We start from the raw sequence: 19,916 nt of genomic DNA on the forward strand, positions 1-19,916 counted from the left end.
ATTATTCATCGCTATCAGGGTCTTATTATGACAGTAATTGCGAGTCCAGCATAATGTATCACGGGAATTCATTGGAAGACATTTTAATACATTGACCGATATTCGTTAAAGGGATACGTCTGGTTTATGTAGTGAGAAACTTGGTATGAGCGCGCGCAGCGTGTAAGATTGTTTATACAGTTTGAGACAGAGCTATATTCATGCCCATGCTAGTATTGATTGGTTTTTTAACGATAAAGCCAACATAATCCTTATGCAGATATAAGCTTTTAGTGCTAGCGTAACGCATGGTTTAGTGTTAAATATAAGAGAGTAAAAATAGCTAGATTTTATGGACAGCCATTTATAGATATTTTTTGATTTTGCTAAAAACAGAGCATACTTTTCACTTAAAATAATTAGGTAGATATGATGAAAAAACAACCAGCACAGTGGTTACTCAGTGCAGCGTCAGTGGGCATCGCAGGTTTAATTCTTACCCAGAGCTACGGCACTGCAGTAGCTGATACCAATACCGAAGGTTTTAAACAGACGCCTGAGCAACAGGTTACCACGCGCCAAGTAGCGGCATTGCTGGATCGCAGTCATTATCTTAATCAGCCACTGGATACAGCGACTGGTCGCGAGATTTTTTCTATGTATATCGATAGTCTCGATCCAAATCATACGTTGTTTTTGCAATCTGATGTCGATGAGTTTAAGAAAAAGTATGCCGATGAGTTCGGTGCGCGTTTAAAGCGTGGTGATTTGTCTACTGGGGTAGAGGTATTTGAGCGCTATCGTAAACGCTCAAATGAGTATTTTGTCATGGCAAAAAAGATGCTAAAAACGGATATCAATTTGACCAGCAAGGATAACATTGTCCTTGACCGTGAAAAACTCAATCATTTTAAAACCAAAAAAGAACAGCGCGACTATTGGGCAAGTCAGTTAAAGTTTCAGTTGATGAGTATTACTTTGGGTAAGGAAGACGAAAAAGCAAAAGAAAAAGTCTTTTTAGACAACCCGGATATCACGCGTGGTCAAGATTTGGTCCGTAATGATGAGCGCACGCCAAGTGAGATTTTACTAAACCGATTGTCTCGTCAGCAAGAGCAGTTTACCCGTCTCAAAGATGATGAGATTATGGAAACCATCTTAAACACGGCGATGCTGACCTACGATCCTCACAGTAATTATTACGCGCCAATTCAAGCCAATGAGCTGCAAATACAATCTAGCCTACAGTTAGAAGGCATTGGCGTATCTATCCGCCCTGACCGCAAAAACCCAGACTATACCCGTATTGTTACCTTAGTCGATGGCGGTCCGGCAGCAAAATCCGGTCAAATTAAGCCCAACGATTTAATTATTGGTATTGCCAAAGATGGCGAGACCATGACCGATGTGGTTGGTTGGTCAACGCGAGAAATCGTCAGTTTGATTCGTGGTAAACGCGGTACATCGGTGACGATTAAAGTTCGTCAGCCTAATACCCCTGATGCCAGTGCTCGTAATGTGACTGTGGTTCGAGATATTATTGCACAAGAAGAATCAGGCGTCACTCAGCGTGTCGTTGAAGTTCAGCGTCCAAATATCGATAAAACTCCAAAACGTATCGGTGTCCTTGAAATCCCAAGCTTTTATTTGAACTACCGAGCCCGCCGTAATGGTGAAGATTATCGTAGTGTCAGTATCGATACCGAAAAAGCATTGAAAGAGTTGAATAAAAAGAATATCGATGGCTTGGTCGTTGATTTGCGCAATAATCCAGGTGGCTCACTAGATGAAGTTGCCAAGATGCTTGGCTTCTTTATTAAGAGTGGTCCGCTAGTACAGATTCGTGATAATCGTGGCAATATTCAAGTCTACCGTGATGATGACGGTGGTGAGCAGCTATATGATGGTAAGGTAGTCGTTTTGACCAATCTTGCATCTGCGTCAGCAAGTGAGATTTTTGCTGCCGCTATTCAGGATTATGGACGTGGCTTGATAGTCGGTAGTACTACAACAGGTAAAGGCTCAGCGCAAATCCAATTAGACAGCTTGGCGCTTGGTTCTGCGACGTTAACGCAGCGTAAATTCTATCGTATCACCGGTGGTAGTACGCAGAATAAAGGCGTGGTCCCTGATATTGAATTGGTCAACATCTATGACGATGCAACCTTTGGCGAGCGCGCACAGAAAAAGGCGCTGCCTTGGGATACAATTAAGACTGCACCGTATAAGCCCGAAGGTAAATTCACGTCGAATACATTGGCGACTCTAAACCAACAGTCAAAAATCCGCCAACAAAAAAATCCGCAGTTCGTTTATTTATCAACGCTCAATGATATCCGTAATATGGAAGATGAGAAAAAACCAGTTGCGCTCGATATCAATAAACGCCGTGCCAAAATGCAGCTAATAGAAAAACGCTCCCTAGAGGCTGAGAACAAGCGTCAGATTGCAACTGGTGAGCGTCCTTATGCCAACTGGAATACTTATCAAGCGGCAATGGATGCAAAGTTTGAAGAGCGGAGTCAGATGAAGGCTGCTGAGCGTCCAGAGCTACCAGAAGATGAAGCTTTCATTAATGAAGCGGCTTATATTATGCTCAGTGCTGAGCCAACAAAGCTGAGCAGTCCTGAAGAAAAGCTATAAAAATTATTGTAAACTATTATTTATTCAGCTGTCCAAACTCTACGAAAAGTGCACGTAAGCATATGCTTACAAGGATTGACGTTTAGACCTCTTACTTAGTATGGGTCAATCTGCGATTATACATCTACGGCACGATTGAACTGAAAGGTTCAGAGGTACTAGGGATTGGTATCTGGAAAGTCGCATAAGGGATAGGTAGTTTGCTGATTAGGGATGATAGGGCTGGATGCCCGACCGTTATAAAATACTTCGGGATTAAGTATTGAATGACAGTAACATGGATGGTTGGTAATAAAAGCCGCATAATGCTAGTCATTATGCGGCTTTGTTACGTCTGGGCTTTGTGATATTTTAAAGGTCTTAATGTCAAGTAAATGCAAATAAAAACCTTTAAATTTGCTTATAAAAAAGGGTCAATAGAAAAATCTACTGACCCCTTGCAACAAAGGATGGGCTTCATCACTCATTGTTTAGGCATCTAGCACAATAATCTATAAGAGATTAGTGTTCAACGCCACCTGCGCCATGTACATGACCGTGGTTTAGTTCATCTTCAGTAGCAGCACGTACTTCTTGGATTTCAACATCAAAAGTCAAACGCTTGCCAGCTAGTGGATGGTTAGCATCAACAGTCACTTCTTTGTCACTGACGGCAGTCACAGTAACTAGCATCACTTGACCACCAGCTTCTGACTGAAATTGCATACCAGGCTGGATATCTTCAACGCCTTGGAAGTTGTCACGTGGTACATGTTGTACCGCTTGTTCTTGGTATTCGCCGTAACCGTCAGCAGGCTCAACAACAGCATTAACTCTTTCGCCAGCAGATTTACCTTCTAGTTGTTGCTCTAGACCTGGGATGATATTACTGTGACCATGCAAATAAGCAAGTGGTTGACCTTCTGGAGATTGGTCAAGGATATTACCTTCGTCGTCTTTTAGCGTGTAGTTGAACTTGACGGCAGTGTCTTTTGCGATAGTAGTCATAAATTATCCTAAATATGTTGATATTAAAAATTAAATACGGTTGCAATAAACCTAAAAAAGCCAATCAGCCAGCCAAATAGCCACGTCATCAGTTAATTATCATCAGTTTATTAGGGTAACTTTAGCAGTTAGCCTCTTTAATTGCGATAACTCCCATCACTTTCAAGGTTAAAACAACAAAAAATGCCAATTAATCGTGTAATTGGGCAGAATAATCCATGTTTTTAGCATATTAACCAAATACTGCTTTGCTGGTTTTAGGTTCGCCAGTTGCGTTTTTGAGCAATGACTTCTACCATAGCAATAATTATAAGGATAAAAAATATGACTTCACTCTCTCATGCTGCCGATAATCAGCCATCTAATATTAACTACCAATTCGACTTTGAGCGTTTTTTAGAGCATCTGGTTGATGTCACGCTTAGGTTTACAACAGATACAGACGCGCCAAGCTTATGGCTACCAGCATGGATACCGGGTAGTTATTTGATGCGTGAATTTGCTCGAAATATCACCGCTGTACATTACGAGATATTGGATAAAGAGTTATCGGATAACCAGATTGCGAATAACAAAAATTCTAAGTGTTATCGCGCGCAAAAAACTGATAAGCACACATGGCAATTGCCACACGCAAAAGCAGGGCAAACGATAAGCGTATATTACGAAGTATATTGTTATGATTTATCGGTGCGCACGGCTTATGTCGATCAGCAGCGCTTGTACGGCAATTTTACTTCTTTGGCATTGGCAGTTGCTGGGCAAGAGCAATCACCAATCCAAGTTAGCTTGATGGTACCCGAAGCCTTTTTTATTGATAAAAATAAAGATCAAGTATTACTAGCTTGTGGACTTAAAGCTACATACTTACAAAGCGATGAGCAATATTTATATGGTGTGCAAGCGGACAGCTATCACGAACTGATTGATTATCCGTTTGAGATTGCGATACAAGAGAAATTTGATTTTATCATTCAAGATAATCAGCATCAGACGCTGAGCCATCAATTTTTCCTCGCGGGTAAGCATAATGCCAATATGGGACGATTGCAGCAAGACCTAACTCGGATCTGCCAGACGTATCTCAATTGGTTGGGTGACGCGCCATTTAATGATTATACTTTTATGACTTATGCTAGTGGGCAAGATTATGGCGGCTTGGAGCACATCAATTCGACCAGTTTGATTACCCCACGCCGTGATTTACCTCGTATCAATGAACCAACAATGCCAAGTAGTGATTATCAGCGATTTTTAGGCTTGTGTAGTCATGAGTATTTTCATGCGTGGTGGGTCAAGACAGTTCGTCCCGATGTGATGCTAGATGTGGATTTACGCCACGAAGCTTTTACACCTTTGCTATGGGTATTTGAAGGCTTTACCTCCTATATCGACGATTTTATGCTGCAAGCCTCAGGGGTTATTGATAAGGCAAGCTATCTAAAGTTATTGGCAGAACAAATTAATCGCTATCACCAAACGCCGGGTCGCACACAGCAAAGTGTGGCAGAATCGAGCTTTGATGCGTGGATTAAGCTGTATCGCAACGATGAAAATACTGGCAATGCGGGTATCAGTTACTACAATAAAGGAGCTTTAGTGGCGTTATGTCTGGATTTAACGCTACTAGAAAAGAGCGCGGGACGTTATCGTTTATTTGATGTGGTCACAGCTTTTTATGAACAAGCGAAGCAAAATGATAATCAGCGCGTCGGGATCAGTAGTGCCGATATGGGGACTGTCATTGGGCAGTTTATGCCAGTAGCGGATTGGGAAGAGTTTGAGCGCTGCTATGTTAATGGCGTTAAAGAATTGCCTCTGAAACCGTTATTAGCCGCTAACGGTATTCAGTTACATAGCAATACCAAAGAGACCGCTGATAAACATGTACCGTGGGGCATGAGATGTACTGAAACGCCAATGGGACTTAAGGTCAGTAAGGTAGCGCGCGCGAGCGCCGCGGCAAAAGCTGGACTCTCAGCACATGATGTTATTATCGCAATTGATGGTATCAAAGCAGATAACAAACAACTAGCCCTATTCAATGATGCATCACACGACATTGAATGCCATTTGTTTCGCCGTGATGAGCTGATGACGGTTAAGGTTGCACCGAAAGTCGATACAGATGAGAGTGATGGTTTAGATAAAGTCTTTCCACATAGCATTAGCTTGCGTTTAGCAAAGGCTAATACAGATGATGAAAATAAAATAAATGAATTAAAAACAGAAAGTGCTTGGTTAGATGTGATGAAGGGTGCTCAGTCATAGTGATTTGGCTATCACACGTAGTTGAGTGCTCTACAAAGACAGTGGCTACTATAAAATTAGCAGCTATTAAAAAGCCCATACTAAACAATGATGCTTAGTATGGGCTTTGTGTTGTACGCTTAAAATTTAAGCATTAGGTTTTGTGGTTTTGGCAACCTTTACGGCTTCTTTCTGGTTTGCAGAAGTATCTTGATCGGTAGCATTGCTTGCATCTTTTTCTGCATTAACTAACGTTTTTGCAATCCACTCTTGTAACCATATAATTTCAGGCTGCTGGGCATCAATGATGTCTTGTGCCAATTTAAGCATTTCTTTATCAGTACCATATTGGAGCTGTATCATTGCCATATCTACCGCGCCGCGATGATGAGGCAGCATACCACGTGCAAATGCCATGTCTGGCACAGGGTTTGCGATGCCAGTTATCATATCGTCATGCATGGCTTGCATGCCTGCCGTATAAGCTTGTTGCATTGCTTGGGTATTGGGCTTTGGCTTGGGCGCATCAGGGTGGCTAGCAAGCCATTTATTTATAATATCAATCTCAAGCTGCTGTGAGTCAATGATGTCTTTTGCCAGCTTACGCATCGTCTCATCAGTACCGTATTTAAGCTCAATCTTTGCCATATCTACTGCACCATGATGATGCCCAAGCATACTTTTTGCAAAGGCTGTATCAGGATCGTTATAAGCCATACCTACCATCATCTCATTATGCATATCAGTCATAGACTTCGTATAGTCTTTAAATATGTCCGTCATTGGCATCTCATCTGGCGTAGTATCAGCAGTCATCATATCGTGAGCATCCATATCTTCATGACTGTCAACTTGCTCTGATACGACCGGTGCATCGTCTTGCACTGCATTCACCTCAACATCATCTGATGCTGGCTGGCAAGCACTTATTAATAGCGCAGCAGACACGCCAGTAGCAAACAAGGCAAAACGATGAAAAGCAGTCATGACATATCCTTACCATAAATTGAACAAGAAGCTTAGCAAAAAAGCATATAAAGCATATAAAGCATATAAAGCATATAACTAAATGTTAACAGATAAATCTTACTCTTTCGAGACGCTATGTTTAAGATGTCGTAATATAGTGAGCTTAAATAAAAAAATCTATCTTAAGTACGGCTTTACTTAGGTATTATGATAGCTAACCTATGACGCCAAGTTTTCGGCATTGCTCACTATTTAAATGAATGCGTACAAACTCACCAACGCCCAACTCTCCAAGCTCAAATCCTGCCACTGACCAGCGTATCAAGCGTAAGCAAGGCAGCCCTACATGTGCAGTCATACGCCTCACTTGGCGATTTTTGCCTTCATAAATAGTCAGCATTAACCATGACGTTGGGATATTTTTACGCTCACGAATAGGCGGATTACGCTCCCATAATGTAATCGGCAAGTCGACTTCATCCACCAATACTGCAGAGGCAGGCAATGTCTTACCGTCTTTCAAGACCACGCCTGACGCCAGCGCCTTTAATTGGACAGCAGTGACCATGCCTTCTACTTGCACCAAGTAAGTCTTACCTTGTTTTTGTCTGTTTTGCGCAAAACCCTTTGCAGATGGTGGCTGCGTGATGGCTTTATTAATGCGTCCATCACTGGTCAAAATCAGCAGCCCCTCTGAGGTAGCATCAAGCCGACCAGCGATACGGAGTGACTTGTCCGTGAAATATTCTGATAGAGTAGTATGGTCATTATTGCTGTCATCACGGAATTGACTTTGTACTCCGTAAGGCTTATTAAACAAAATCAGGCTAGAGCTGGACATAAAATAGCGTTTCCCAAAAATAAAATGGCGGATAGCAGGACATATACTATAAGAATTAATATACGAGTAAAGCCTAAAGGTAGAGGCGTGTTTTACCTTAAGTTTATCGTATTGTACAAACATTTATAATGCTGTCATCACCATGATAAAACAGCTAGCATAACAGAATGCCAAGGACGCTTAAAACACATAATACCTATCAAGGAGTATCACCTCATGTCATATAACAAGGTTATCGTACCAATAAACGGCGAAAAAATAACCGTAAATGCTGATTTATCCTTCAATATTCCAAATCATCCGATCATTCCCTTTATCGAAGGCGATGGCATCGGCGTTGATATCACACCTGTCATGATTGAAGTGATTGATGCGGCAGTTGAAAAAGCTTATAAAGGCAAAAAGTCCATCGTTTGGATGGAGACCTATTGCGGTGAAAAAGCGTCTAAAATTTATGACGGCGAATTTATGCCAGAAGAGACGCTTGATGTGTTGCGTGATTATGTCATCAGTATAAAAGGTCCGCTGACCACGCCAGTTGGCGGCGGTATGCGCTCGCTGAACGTAGCAATGCGACAAGAGCTTGATTTGTACGTTTGTCAGCGTCCTGTACGTTGGTTCGAAGGCGTTCCAAGTCCTGTCCAACATCCTGAGTTGACTGATATGATTATTTTCCGCGAAAACTCAGAAGATATCTATGCCGGTATCGAGTGGAAAGCAGGCAGTGAGGATGCCAAAAAAGTCATTAAGTTTTTAAAAGAAGAGATGGGTGTGACACAGATTCGCTTTTCAGAAGATTGTGGCATTGGTATCAAGCCAGTATCAAAAGAGGGCTCACAGCGTTTGATTTGTAAAGCGATTCAGCACGCCATCGACAATGACTTGCCCAATGTGACGCTTGTGCATAAAGGCAATATTATGAAGTTCACTGAAGGCGCTTTTAAAGAGTGGGGATATGAGGTTGCTACTGAGTGCTTTGGTGCTCAATTACTAGATGGTGGCCCTTGGATGACGATAACAAATCCTAAGACAGGTCATAAGATTGTGATTAAAGATGTGATTGCGGATGCGTTTTTGCAGCAAATCTTGATGCGTCCAGCTGACTACTCAGTGATTGCGACATTAAACCTAAACGGCGACTACATCTCTGACGCGCTAGCCGCGCAAGTCGGTGGTATCGGTATTGCTCCGGGTGCTAATAAAGGAGTTACTATTGCCGTATATGAGGCAACCCATGGTACAGCGCCAAAGTACGCCGGACAAAACAAAGTCAATCCAGGTTCGCTTATTTTATCAGCTGAGATGATGCTACGTGATATGGGCTGGACAGAGGCCGCTGACTTGGTCATCGAAGGTATCCAAGGTGCTATCAAAAATAAGACCGTGACCTACGATTTTGAACGCCTAATGCCGGATGCCACCTTATTAAATACCTCTGAGTTTGGTAAAGCAATCATCAAACATATGAATGGGTAAGAAAATGATGTCTTTTACAGAATGTCTTGTAAATAGTTTCTGACATAAAAATTACTCATTAATAAAAGACAAAAAACACCCCAAAATCTAGGATATTTGGGGTGTTTTGTTTACGCTAATATCACTTCTATAAATTAACTTTTATAAGATGAGTTAATTATAATGAAGCAATGGCGTTATTGAACAAAGTGCTAGGACGCATTGCTTGCTCAGCCAATGCTTCATCCGCTAGGTAATAGCCTTTAAGATCCATAGGCTTACCTTGAGCATCATTTAGCTCTTTGATAATAGCTGCTTCATTGCTTTCAAGATTTTGCGCAAGTGCGGTAAATTGCGCTTTTAGCTCGCTGTCTTGATCTTGAGCAGCGAGCTCTTGTGCCCAATACATAGCAAGATAGAAATGACTGCCACGATTGTCAAGCTCACCGGTTTTGCGTGATGGAGACTTGTCATTCAATAACAGCTTTTCAGTTGCTCTATCTAAGGTATCAGCCAATACTTGAGCTTTAGGGTTGTTGTCATTCTGTGCTAAATGCTCTAGCGATACAGTCAATGCCAAGAACTCACCCAAAGAATCCCAACGTAAGTGGTTTTCTTCAACCAATTGTTGTACATGCTTCGGTGCTGAACCGCCAGCGCCCGTTTCAAACAAACCGCCACCCTTCATTAATGGAACCACTGACAACATCTTAGCACTGGTGCCCAATTCTAAAATCGGGAATAAGTCAGTGAGATAATCACGTAAGATATTACCAGTAGCAGAAATCGTATCAAGACCACGAGCAACGCGCTCTAAGGTATAACGCATGGCACGAACTTGTGACATGGTTTCGATATGTAGACCAGTGGTATCATGATCTTTTAGATACATTTTTACCTTTTTGATCAGCTCGTTTTCGTGTGGACGATACGGGTCTAACCAAAAGATAACTGGTGTATTCGATTCGCGTGCACGGCGTACTGCAAGCTTGACCCAATCTTGGATAGGCTCATCTTTAACCTGACACATGCGCCAGATATCACCTTTTTCAACACGCTGCTCAAGCAAGATCTCATTTGTTTCTTCGTCAACAATACGAGCAATACCGTTATCGCTCGCTTCAAAAGTCTTGTCGTGTGAGCCATATTCTTCCGCTTTTTGAGCCATTAGACCGACGTTAGGGACTGTACCCATCGTTGTTGGATCAAAGTTGCCATGCCATTTACAGAAATTGATCATTTCTTGATAAATGCGGGCAAAGGTAGATTCTGGCATGACGGCTTTACAGTCATATAGTTTGCCATCAGCACCCCACATTTTGCCGCCGTTACGAATCATAGCTGGCATGGATGCATCAACGATGATGTCACTTGGCGAATGGAAGTTGGTGATGCCTTTTGATGAATCAACCATCGCCAAACGTGGGCGGTGTACTTGGCAGGCATGTAAATCACGCTCAATCTCTTCACGCAAACTGGCTGGCAACTCGGCAATTTTTTCATACAAACTTGCCATGCCGTTATTAACATTGACACCTAGCTCGTCAAATAATGCGCCATGCTTTTGGAAAGCATCTTTATAGTAGATTCTGACCGCATGACCGAAGACGATAGGGTGTGATACTTTCATCATGGTCGCTTTTACGTGCAACGAGAATAAGATACCAGCTTCACGGCAGTCTTCCATTTCACGCTCATAAAAATCAAGCAGTGATTTTTTGCTCATAAACATAAGATCGATGACTTCTTTATCAAGCAAAGCGATGCCTGTTTTGAATACATTTACAGTGCCATCGTCCGCTAAGCGTTCCATACGTACAGTACGCGCTTTATCTAAAGTGATAGATTGCTCGCCATCATAGAAGTCGCCGCTGTGCATATGTGATACATGCGTTTGTGACCATTGTTTCCATTCACCCATAGAATGCGGATGTTTGCGTGCGTAGTTTTTGACCGCTTTTGGTGCGCGGCGATCTGAGTTACCTTCACGAAGTACAGGGTTTACCGAGCTGCCTAGACTTTTGCCATAACGCAGACGAATCGATTTTTCTTCGTCAGTTTTTGGGTCATCTGGAAAATCAGGAATAGCGTAGCCTTTACCTTGTAGCTCTTTAATAGCTGCTTTCAACTGTTGAACAGAAGCACTGATATTTGGCAATTTGATGATGTTGGTGTTTGGATCTTGTGTCAGACGACCTAGCTCAGCTAAATTATCAGGAACGCGTTGCTCTTCACTTAAAAACTCAGGGAATTCAGCCAATACACGGGCAGCAACTGAGATATCACTGGTGTCAACTTCAATGCCTGCTGTGTGAGTAAATGCTTTGACAATAGGCAAGAATGATACGGTTGCAAGCGCTGGGGCTTCGTCGGTTTTTGTATAAATAATTTTTGACATTGTAGTAGAGTATTCCTTTATGTTGTCATTAATAAGGGGAGTAAGGCTTGGATCTTATTTAATCGCTTTATATAGCCTTCATACCATAATGAGTGATGGCGCTAAATTAAGCACATCAAGTGTCACTTTTGCAATCATACAAAAATATATTTAAACAGTTTGACGCATTTAAATAGTTTTGAGACTGCCTGTTGACCTTATTTTGCAAAACTATCTTTTGGAAGCTGTTTTAACCTTTATGACAAACTTACCGCCAAAAGAGGGGTTGAACGATTGGGTAACACTGCCTGACGATACATGACAGTCGATATATTATAGTTCATCAACTATAAATCCGATATGATGTCAATCTCGTATGTTGAACTAAGTATACTATTTCGCTCATATCTCATCTATATGAATTATATTAAGCTAATAATACTCTTATTCTATCAGTCATCAAGATTGATATCATCTTTTCCATGTAATTTGCCTGTTTTTAATGGCAGTTTTTATTACGTATGGCATCAAAGTTTTGTTTCTATCACACTGGTACGGCATCATTTCTTAAACAGTATCACTGATCCTATAACAGTTATATAAAATTCTTGCAAATTGTGACAGCAAAAAAATGCCAATTTGATAGGCTATATGATCAAGAAAAGTCATCAAAAAAAACAGTGTACTGATTATGAATTTACAATATGCGTTACTGAACGATATCAGTTGGCAAAGCCTAAGCGAGTGGCAAACGCCAGACACCCCTTTTATGTCATTTGCCTTTTGGCAAGCGCTTAGTGACACTGGCGCGATTGGCGAAGAGGCTGGCTGGTTACCTATTTATATATTAGTGCACCGTGTAGATGCCGATGATGATTTTGTAGTACAGCAAAATTTGTCTTCTGTAGAAGCTTCTATAAAGGTGAAGCAGCCGGTTGCCGTGATGCCCGTATTTATTAAAGGTCATCACCAAGGGGAATTTGTATTTGACCATTCATGGGCGCAAGCTTATGCGCAGTATGGTCTCGACTACTATCCGCGTTTGGTAACTAGCGCCCCTTATACGCCTATTACTGGGCAGCGCTTATGGTTGGCAGCAGGTGAGACGCTCGATGCTGACATTATAAAGACCGCTATTGCAGGGGTGGATGATATTGCGCAGCAAGTAGATGCCTCTGGCTGGCATGGGCTATTTGTCACACCTGAGATGGCTGCTATGGCTAACGCATCGCTGCCGACTGATATTGATATAGAAATGGCGCTTAAAAACCAAGCAAATGGTGTAACGGCAAAACCGATTGAGCTACCGATACTTGAGCGTCAAGGTTGCCAATTTTTATGGCAAAATAAAAATCTAACTCAAGATGATCAGCCATTTACAGATTTTGAAGCATTTTTGACCACGCTCAAAGCCAAAAAACGCAAAACCATTCGGGCTGAGCGCAGAAAAGTTGCTGAGCAAGGTATTACGTGCCAGCGAAAATGCGGTGATGACATTACCGAGTCCGACTGGAAGACTTTTTATCATTGCTATGTAATGACTTATGCGGTACGTGGGCAGCAGCCTTATTTGACCATGGATTTTTTTAAAGCATTAGCGCAACATATGGCTGAGCATTTAATGCTCGCACAAGCACTTGATGCCAACGGTGAGATTATCGCGAGCAGTCTGTTTTTATATGATAAGCCTGACAATAAAACGGCAACTTTGTACGGTCGTTATTGGGGAGCGCTTGGTGAGTATGATAGCTTGCATTTTGAGCTGTGCTATTATCAAGGTATTGAGTTTGCCATCGAGCAAGGCTTGCACTATTTCGACCCAGGAACGCAAGGCGAGCATAAGTTGATTCGTGGCTTTATTCCAACAGCTACCCACTCACTGCACCGTATTTATGATGCGCGTTTTGTGCCAGCGATTGCTGATTTTTGCCGCAAAGATCGGCTACAGATGTCGCAATATCGAGAGCAGGCATTTGAAGCTTTGCCGTTTAATATTGATAATATGCCAATGTTCGATAACAATGAATAACCTTATCTTTTAACCATCTTCTACTTAATAAAGTACATATTAGCCGTAAACTATGACCTCTCATCTTTCTTGCGTAACCAATTCATTACCTCCAACTGAGCTATTGCCTTGGCTAAATACCGAAGGCTCTCTTACTGCCTTGCTAGAGGTAAAAGCTGGGCGGCCGTTACTTGTAGAACGCAGATTTGAGGGCTATCGGTTATTGTCTTTAGCACAAAAAAAACAACTGGGTATCAAAGGGGCAGCGCTTAGTCATCCACGGCTGGCATGGGTCCGTGAGGTATATTTATACGGGAATGACGAGCTACCATGGGTACAGGCGCAAAGCCTGTTTCCGTTATCAAGTCTAAAAGGCAGTGCCAGACGTCTACAGCAACTAAAAAGCACACCCATAGGTTATGTATTGTTTAATCGCAGTCGTACCTTGCCCAATCAGCGCTGTATCAAACATACGGCAGATGGCTGGCAACGGCAGACACTTTATGATTGGTACGGTCGTTCTTTACTCATTAGTGAGACCTTTTTGCCACATTTCTGTGAAAAATAATTGGATATTTAAGTACTTCATCAGAAAATTAAAACAACCAATTAATTAGCCAACTATTTTCCACTTTATTGTTCAGATAAGTTTTTAGTGAATAAATTTTAATGAATTTACTGCTTCTATTTAGAGGATATATTGATAAGTTACTGAAAAAAATAGATTTAAATATAGAGAATTTTGCCTTGTCGTCTACTCAAAATAAGCTGATATTTTTTTGCGCTCGCAACATAAAGTTTCATGTTACACTTAAACTTTAGCGAGAATATCGATGCAAAAGAGTATCGAATTTATCCTTAAAACTGCAAGCTAATGATAAGCTCATGCCTTTTGCTTGCCTATTTCAAACTTCTTTTGCTACTCGCTTCTTTCAACGACCGTTATTACTAATAAACGTCACCACTTAGGACTTTACTATGTTTAAAGATATCTCTATCAAAGATTTTGATCCAGTACTTGCTAAAGCTATGGCTGCTGAAAGCGTTCGTCAAGAGAACCATATTGAGCTTATCGCTTCAGAAAATTACTGCTCACAAGCAGTGATGGAAGCGCAGGGTACTGATTTGACCAACAAATACGCTGAAGGCTATCCTGGTAAGCGCTATTACGGTGGTTGTGAGCATGTTGACGTCGTTGAGCAACTAGCTATTGACCGTGCAAAAGAATTGTTTGGTGCAGAATATGTGAACGTACAGCCACACTCTGGTAGCCAAGCAAACTCTGCTGTCTTTTTAGCATTGCTTGAAGCCAATGATACTGTGCTTGGCATGAGTTTAGATGCTGGTGGTCACTTAACGCATGGCGCACATATCAACTTCTCAGGTTTAAACTACAATGCAGTACAGTATGGTTTGGTCGAAGGCACTGGTCTTATCGATTATGACCAAGTTGAGAGCTTGGCAAAAGAGCATAAGCCTAAGATGATCATCGCTGGTTTTTCAGCGTATTCACAAGTAGTTGATTGGGCACGTTTCCGTGAAATCGCTGACGAAGTAGGCGCTTACTTGCTAGTGGATATGGCTCACGTTGCTGGTCTTATCGCTGGTGGCGTTTACCCAAGCCCAGTACCGTTTGCTGATGTGGTGACCACGACGACGCACAAAACCTTACGTGGCCCACGTTCAGGTATGATTCTTGCTCGTGATGAAGTACTTGCTAAAAAGCTCAATTCTGCCGTATTCCCAGGCAACCAAGGTGGTCCGTTGATGCATGTCATCGCGGCAAAAGCAGTTTGCTTTAAAGAAGCATTAGAAGAGAACTTCAAAACCTATCAGCAGCAAGTGGTTAAAAACGCTCAAGCCATGGCAAAAGTCATTCAAGATCGTGGTTATGAAATTATCTCTGGTGGCACTGAAAACCATCTGATGCTTATCAGCTTAGTTAAGCAAGAGATGACTGGTAAAGAAGCGGATAAATGGTTGGGTGACGCACACATTACGGTCAATAAAAACGCCGTACCAAACGATCCAAAATCTCCGTTTGTGACTTCTGGTATCCGTATTGGTACACCAGCGATTACCACTCGCGGCTTCAACGCAGCACAAGCAGGTGATTTGGCAGGTTGGATTTGTGATGTTCTTGACAGCCGTGGCGATGAAGCAGTAACTGCTGAAGTACGTGGCAAAGTAGAAGCGATCTGTAAAGAGCTTCCTGTATACGCTAAAAACCAGTAATTTCTAATTAATTGGTTTTATAAGTCAGAAATAAAAAAACCGCTTAGCTTTTGCTAGGCGGTTTTTTGTTTTACGACTATTTAAATTAACGTTTTAATTTATCAAATCACATAAATGGCAATTTGGTGAATATCTGCAAGATCGTCGCGTTAACGATATCAACGAAGAATGCACCAACCATAGGTACAATCAAAAATGCCTTATGTGATGGTAGGTAACGATCGGTGACCGCCTGCATATTGGCAATCGCTGTAGGAGTTGCACCCATACCGAAACCACAGTGTCCTGCTGACAAGACAGCTGCATCATAGTCTTTGCCCATGAGTTTGAAGGTCACAAAGTAAGCATAGCCAATCATTAGAACAGTTTGTGACAATAAGATGATCAATACCGGACCTGCCAAATCTGTCAATTGCCACAGCTTTAATGACAATAAAGCCATCGCTAAGAAAAGACTCAGAGAAGCGTTACCAATGACGTCAATCGCACGGTCAAACATATCAAAGTTAAATACCATGGTTAAGGTGTTACGCAAAATCACACCACCTGCTAATGCCCATACAAAGGTCGGTAACTCAAACCACGTATCCTGCGCTACCAAAGTCATGAGATCAGCAAATGCCAATGCTGCGGCAAACAGTGCCAATGATTCAATGGTAGACGATGCTGTAATCAGACGGATATTATCCGGCTTTTCAAACATCTCCTTATTACTATGAACTTCCTCTTCGCTATGCTTGGTGCTATAGAGCGACTGCTCACTTGCCAGTTTTTCGACATCACTTGGGTTTGGATTGATTGCTGTAGGCTTGAGACCAAGCTTTTTAATCAAGCGACGGGCAACAGGACCACCGATAATACCGCCTGCCACTAAACCATAAGTGGCAACTGCGATACCCAGCGTCGTCGCGCCAACGACACCATACTGCTCCTCCAAAGTAATGCCCCAAGCACCAGCAGTACCATGACCACCAGTCAAAGCGATTGAACCGGTCACCAAGCCAAGCAAAGGATCAAGCCCAAGTGCGCTTGCCATTGCAACACCAAGGATGTCTTGCAAAATGATAAAGACAGACACGATGATGGTGAAAATCAGTAAGGGTGAGCCACCTGCTTTTAACCGACCAAAATCAGCGCTAAGTCCGATAGAGGCAAAAAACATCAGCATAGTCGCTGTTTGCAGTCCTTGATGGAAATTAAAGCTATAGCCCCAAACAATATTAAGAATATAAACGACAATCGCTGCGACCAAACCGCCTGCGACTGGTTCTGGAATATTGAAATCTTCTAAAAACTTAATTCTTTTGACTAAGAAGCGTCCAAGCAAAAGTACTAATGTGGCTAATATCAGGGTGTAATAGCCGTTTAGGGTGATTTCCATATGTTAATCCTTTCTATAAATATAAATTAACCTGAATTCGGGATAAATCTGTTTTTATCTCGAATTTAGATTCTTCTTTTACTAGCGACTAAGACAAATCATCAGACGCCACGACAATCCACAGCTGTGGTTTGCCAAATTCTTTAAAAGCATCTTCTATAATACTTTTGAAGACATTAAAATCTTCGGGGTTAATATTTTTAACCGCTGTTAAATCAAGTACCAAATGCTCGATGTCACTGTCTGTTAAGCAGTCCCACGCTGCATCCCAGTTATGACCAAACCAACTTGGGAAATCGCATGCTTTTGCTAAGCTACTTAAGAGTGTTTCTTTATCTAATCGCTCTTCTATAGGTATAGCGATTGCTTGTTCAGGAGTAGTAGCAGACGTTCTGCTGCTTTTACCTTTAACAAGGTTTTGCCTAGTGCTGCTTCGATTTACATAGTAAATAGCTTGAGTCATGTTATTTCGCCTCCAGTTTTTGAAAGCTGTCGTAATGATCAAGGGTCAAATAATAAATGGTTGGTGGGTGACCGCCAGTGACAATACGCCGTGCGCCGCGATGCGAAACGGCAGGTGTGGGTACAGTATATTCGCGATAGTAGCCTTGCGACTGCTCCGGTAACTTGCCTTCGCGATTATAGAAAGTGGTTCCGTCTTTGTTAGGATAAGGGAAGGGTCCACCTTGCTTGATAAGCACAAGCGTCTGATCTATTTGCGCATCACCAGTGATAGCCGCTGCATTTGAATTACTGGCAGATTCAATATGATTTTGCGATAGAGTAGTAGATGGCGCGCTATCGGCAAAAAAACTGGATTTCAAATCAGTAAAGAAATAAACCGCAACAGCGATAATGGCAATCAAACTGAATGGAGTAGAGAAGCTGCTTTTCTTATTTTGGCTGCTACGATTATTTTTGCTAATGCGGCTTCGATTGTTTTTCTGACTAACATTATCTGAGCTACGATGCATTGAATTTGCCACTGAATTGGATGCTGGTGTCTCTAAAATACTCAATTCATCCGATGTGACTTCGGTGGCGCGCAATTGGTTTTTGTCATTGCGTTCACTATTAAAATAGACACGTTGCCCATTGCTGATAGGCTGCGCCATTCGCACGGATTTTATGTGAAAAAACACATCTTCACTCTGATTGTCGACATCGATAAAGCCATAGCCTTTATCAGAATTCCAATGCTTAATTTTACCACTTTGCATGGGCATCCTCGTCCTATCGATAGATTTTTATCACGTAAAACAATGGCTTTATGTCATACATAATATAGTTATTAATAATAAAAAAACGCCAGCAATTAAGCTGACGTTCTGTAACAATTATACTGCAGACGACATTATAGATTGTAGTGAAGACGTAATAAATTAGGTACGTGTTTCGCCATGACCATAAACGATCCACTTTTGTGAAGTTAAGCCTTCAAGTCCGACTGGTCCACGCGCATGAATCTTGTCAGTTGAGATACCAATTTCGGCACCAAGACCATATTCAAAACCATCGGCAAAACGGCTAGAGGCGTTAATCATCACGCTTGCCGAGTCGACTTCGCGAATAAATCGCTGTGACTTGGTATAGTTATCTGTAATGATAACATCGGTATGATGACTGCCATGGGTGTTGATATGCTCAATCGCCTCATCAATGCCTGATAAGATTTTAATCGCGAGGATAGGGGCGAGATATTCGGTATCCCAATCTTCAGCGGTGGCGGCTGATAAATGGCCTTTAAGGATAGTGTTATCCTTCAGAATAGCCTGCGCTTTATCATCAAGGCGTAGTTGCATCGCATTATCGGCTTCAACGATGGCTTCGGCAATTTTTGGTAACAGCTCATCAGCGATGGCTTCATCGACCAACAAGGTTTCCATGGTATTACAAGTACCATAGCGATGGGTTTTGGCATTGACACTCACGTTAATGGCAATCTTGGGATCAGCATCACTGTCGATAAAGGTATGACAGTTGCCATCTAAGTGCTTAATGACAGGCACGCGTGCATCGCGGCTGATACGCTCAATCAACCCTTTACCGCCGCGTGGTACGATAACATCAACATATTCTGTCATAGTGATAAGCTCACCGACGGCAGCACGGTCAGTGGTCTCTAGCACTTGGACACTATACTCAGACATACCAACGTTTTTTAGTCCTTCTAAAATACATCTGGCAATCGCTTGATTGGACTCAAATGCTTCCGAGCCGCCACGTAAAATGATGGCGTTACCTGACTTTAGTGCCAGTGAGGCTGCTTCCAAAGTGACATTGGGACGCGACTCATAAATCATACCGACTACACCAAGTGGCACGCGCATTTTACCCAGATGAATACCCGACGGACGATACCTCATGTCTGTAACCTCACCAATAGGATCAGGCAATGCCGCAACGTCTTTTAGACCTTGTAGCATGCCATCAAAGCGGGCGTCATTTAACTCCAAGCGATCAAGCAGCGCAGCATCTAGTTCGTTCTTTTGTCCATTGTCCATATCGACTTTATTGGCGGCTAAGATATCTTGCTTAGCGTTCTTTAATACATCGTGAATCGCCATCAGTGCAGCATTTTTGTCACCTGTATTGGCAGCAGCCAGTGCTCTGGATGCAGCGCGCGCTTCTTTACCAACATTTTGCATATAAGCGGTTACGTCTGTGGTATTGGTTTGACTCATAAATATTCTTCCTTATAGTTATAAATAGAAAACAATCAGTGTTCTTTAGCGCTCTAATGGCACTCTGCTATTTAACATAGAGGAGATTAGGTCGATAGTAAAGCCGA

General features: G+C 42.1%; 14 protein-coding genes. 6 read left to right on the forward strand and 8 right to left on the reverse strand.

Annotation, left to right across the window (positions count from 1 at the left end):
• Positions 1–411 precede the first annotated feature (411 nt).
• Positions 412–2,622 carry a carboxy terminal-processing peptidase gene (locus tag H0262_RS02070; protein WP_181209513.1) on the forward strand — a complete coding sequence of 737 codons (2,211 nt, stop codon included), beginning with the start codon at positions 412–414 and terminating at the stop codon, positions 2,620–2,622.
• 501 nt (positions 2,623–3,123) lie between these two features.
• On the opposite strand, the gene H0262_RS02075 is transcribed toward H0262_RS02070, so the two are convergent.
• On the reverse strand, positions 3,124–3,609 hold the full coding sequence (locus H0262_RS02075) for a peptidylprolyl isomerase (RefSeq protein WP_011279591.1): 486 nt from the start codon (positions 3,607–3,609) through the stop codon (positions 3,124–3,126).
• A 324-nt stretch (positions 3,610–3,933) separates the two neighbouring features.
• Here H0262_RS02075 and H0262_RS02080 point away from each other — a divergent pair, with 324 nt between their 5' ends.
• The gene (locus H0262_RS02080) at positions 3,934–5,880 is read left to right on the forward strand and encodes a M61 family metallopeptidase (RefSeq protein WP_181209514.1); all 1,947 of its coding nucleotides are present in this window, start codon (positions 3,934–3,936) and stop codon (positions 5,878–5,880) included.
• Positions 5,881–6,006: 126 nt separating this feature from the next.
• Here the strand turns inward: H0262_RS02080 and H0262_RS02085 are convergent, their stop codons facing one another.
• Complete coding sequence (locus tag H0262_RS02085; protein WP_181209515.1) at positions 6,007–6,846, reverse strand: DUF305 domain-containing protein; 840 nt, start codon at positions 6,844–6,846, stop codon at positions 6,007–6,009.
• A 196-nt stretch (positions 6,847–7,042) separates the two neighbouring features.
• Positions 7,043–7,669 (reverse strand): rRNA large subunit pseudouridine synthase E, encoded by a 627-nt coding sequence (locus tag H0262_RS02090; RefSeq protein ID WP_181209516.1) that lies wholly within the window; start codon positions 7,667–7,669, stop codon positions 7,043–7,045.
• Between the two features lie 216 nt (positions 7,670–7,885).
• Here H0262_RS02090 and icd point away from each other — a divergent pair, with 216 nt between their 5' ends.
• Positions 7,886–9,145 carry an NADP-dependent isocitrate dehydrogenase gene (gene icd, locus H0262_RS02095; RefSeq protein ID WP_181209517.1) on the forward strand — a complete coding sequence of 420 codons (1,260 nt, stop codon included), beginning with the start codon at positions 7,886–7,888 and terminating at the stop codon, positions 9,143–9,145.
• Between the two features lie 157 nt (positions 9,146–9,302).
• On the opposite strand, the gene H0262_RS02100 is transcribed toward icd, so the two are convergent.
• Positions 9,303–11,522 carry an NADP-dependent isocitrate dehydrogenase gene (locus H0262_RS02100; protein ID WP_181209518.1) on the reverse strand — a complete coding sequence of 740 codons (2,220 nt, stop codon included), beginning with the start codon at positions 11,520–11,522 and terminating at the stop codon, positions 9,303–9,305.
• A gap of 670 nt (positions 11,523–12,192) precedes the next feature.
• Here H0262_RS02100 and H0262_RS02105 point away from each other — a divergent pair.
• The 3 genes from H0262_RS02105 to glyA all read left to right on the forward strand — a co-directional run bounded on the left by H0262_RS02105 (position 12,193) and on the right by glyA (position 15,744).
• The gene (locus H0262_RS02105; RefSeq protein ID WP_181209519.1) at positions 12,193–13,530 is read left to right on the forward strand and encodes a GNAT family N-acetyltransferase; all 1,338 of its coding nucleotides are present in this window, start codon (positions 12,193–12,195) and stop codon (positions 13,528–13,530) included.
• 52 nt (positions 13,531–13,582) lie between these two features.
• Complete coding sequence (locus tag H0262_RS02110; RefSeq protein WP_181209520.1) at positions 13,583–14,077, forward strand: chorismate lyase; 495 nt, start codon at positions 13,583–13,585, stop codon at positions 14,075–14,077.
• A gap of 410 nt (positions 14,078–14,487) precedes the next feature.
• The gene (gene glyA, locus H0262_RS02115) at positions 14,488–15,744 is read left to right on the forward strand and encodes a serine hydroxymethyltransferase (protein WP_181209521.1); all 1,257 of its coding nucleotides are present in this window, start codon (positions 14,488–14,490) and stop codon (positions 15,742–15,744) included.
• Between the two features lie 106 nt (positions 15,745–15,850).
• Here glyA and gltS read toward each other — a convergent pair whose 3' ends face one another.
• From gltS to H0262_RS02135, 4 genes are all read right to left on the reverse strand, one after another.
• Positions 15,851–17,125 carry a sodium/glutamate symporter gene (gltS, locus tag H0262_RS02120; RefSeq protein WP_181209522.1) on the reverse strand — a complete coding sequence of 425 codons (1,275 nt, stop codon included), beginning with the start codon at positions 17,123–17,125 and terminating at the stop codon, positions 15,851–15,853.
• An 88-nt stretch (positions 17,126–17,213) separates the two neighbouring features.
• Positions 17,214–17,588, reverse strand: coding sequence for a barstar family protein (locus H0262_RS02125; protein ID WP_181209523.1), 375 nt, complete (start codon positions 17,586–17,588; stop codon positions 17,214–17,216).
• Between the two features lies 1 nt (position 17,589).
• On the reverse strand, positions 17,590–18,351 hold the full coding sequence (locus tag H0262_RS02130) for a ribonuclease domain-containing protein (protein ID WP_181209524.1): 762 nt from the start codon (positions 18,349–18,351) through the stop codon (positions 17,590–17,592).
• A gap of 156 nt (positions 18,352–18,507) precedes the next feature.
• Positions 18,508–19,809, reverse strand: coding sequence for a glutamate-5-semialdehyde dehydrogenase (locus H0262_RS02135; protein ID WP_181209525.1), 1,302 nt, complete (start codon positions 19,807–19,809; stop codon positions 18,508–18,510).
• Positions 19,810–19,916 lie beyond the last annotated feature (107 nt).

Origin of the sequence: Psychrobacter sp. D2, assembly GCF_013608135.1 — a bacterium.
GTDB lineage: Bacteria > Pseudomonadota > Gammaproteobacteria > Pseudomonadales > Moraxellaceae > Psychrobacter > Psychrobacter cryohalolentis.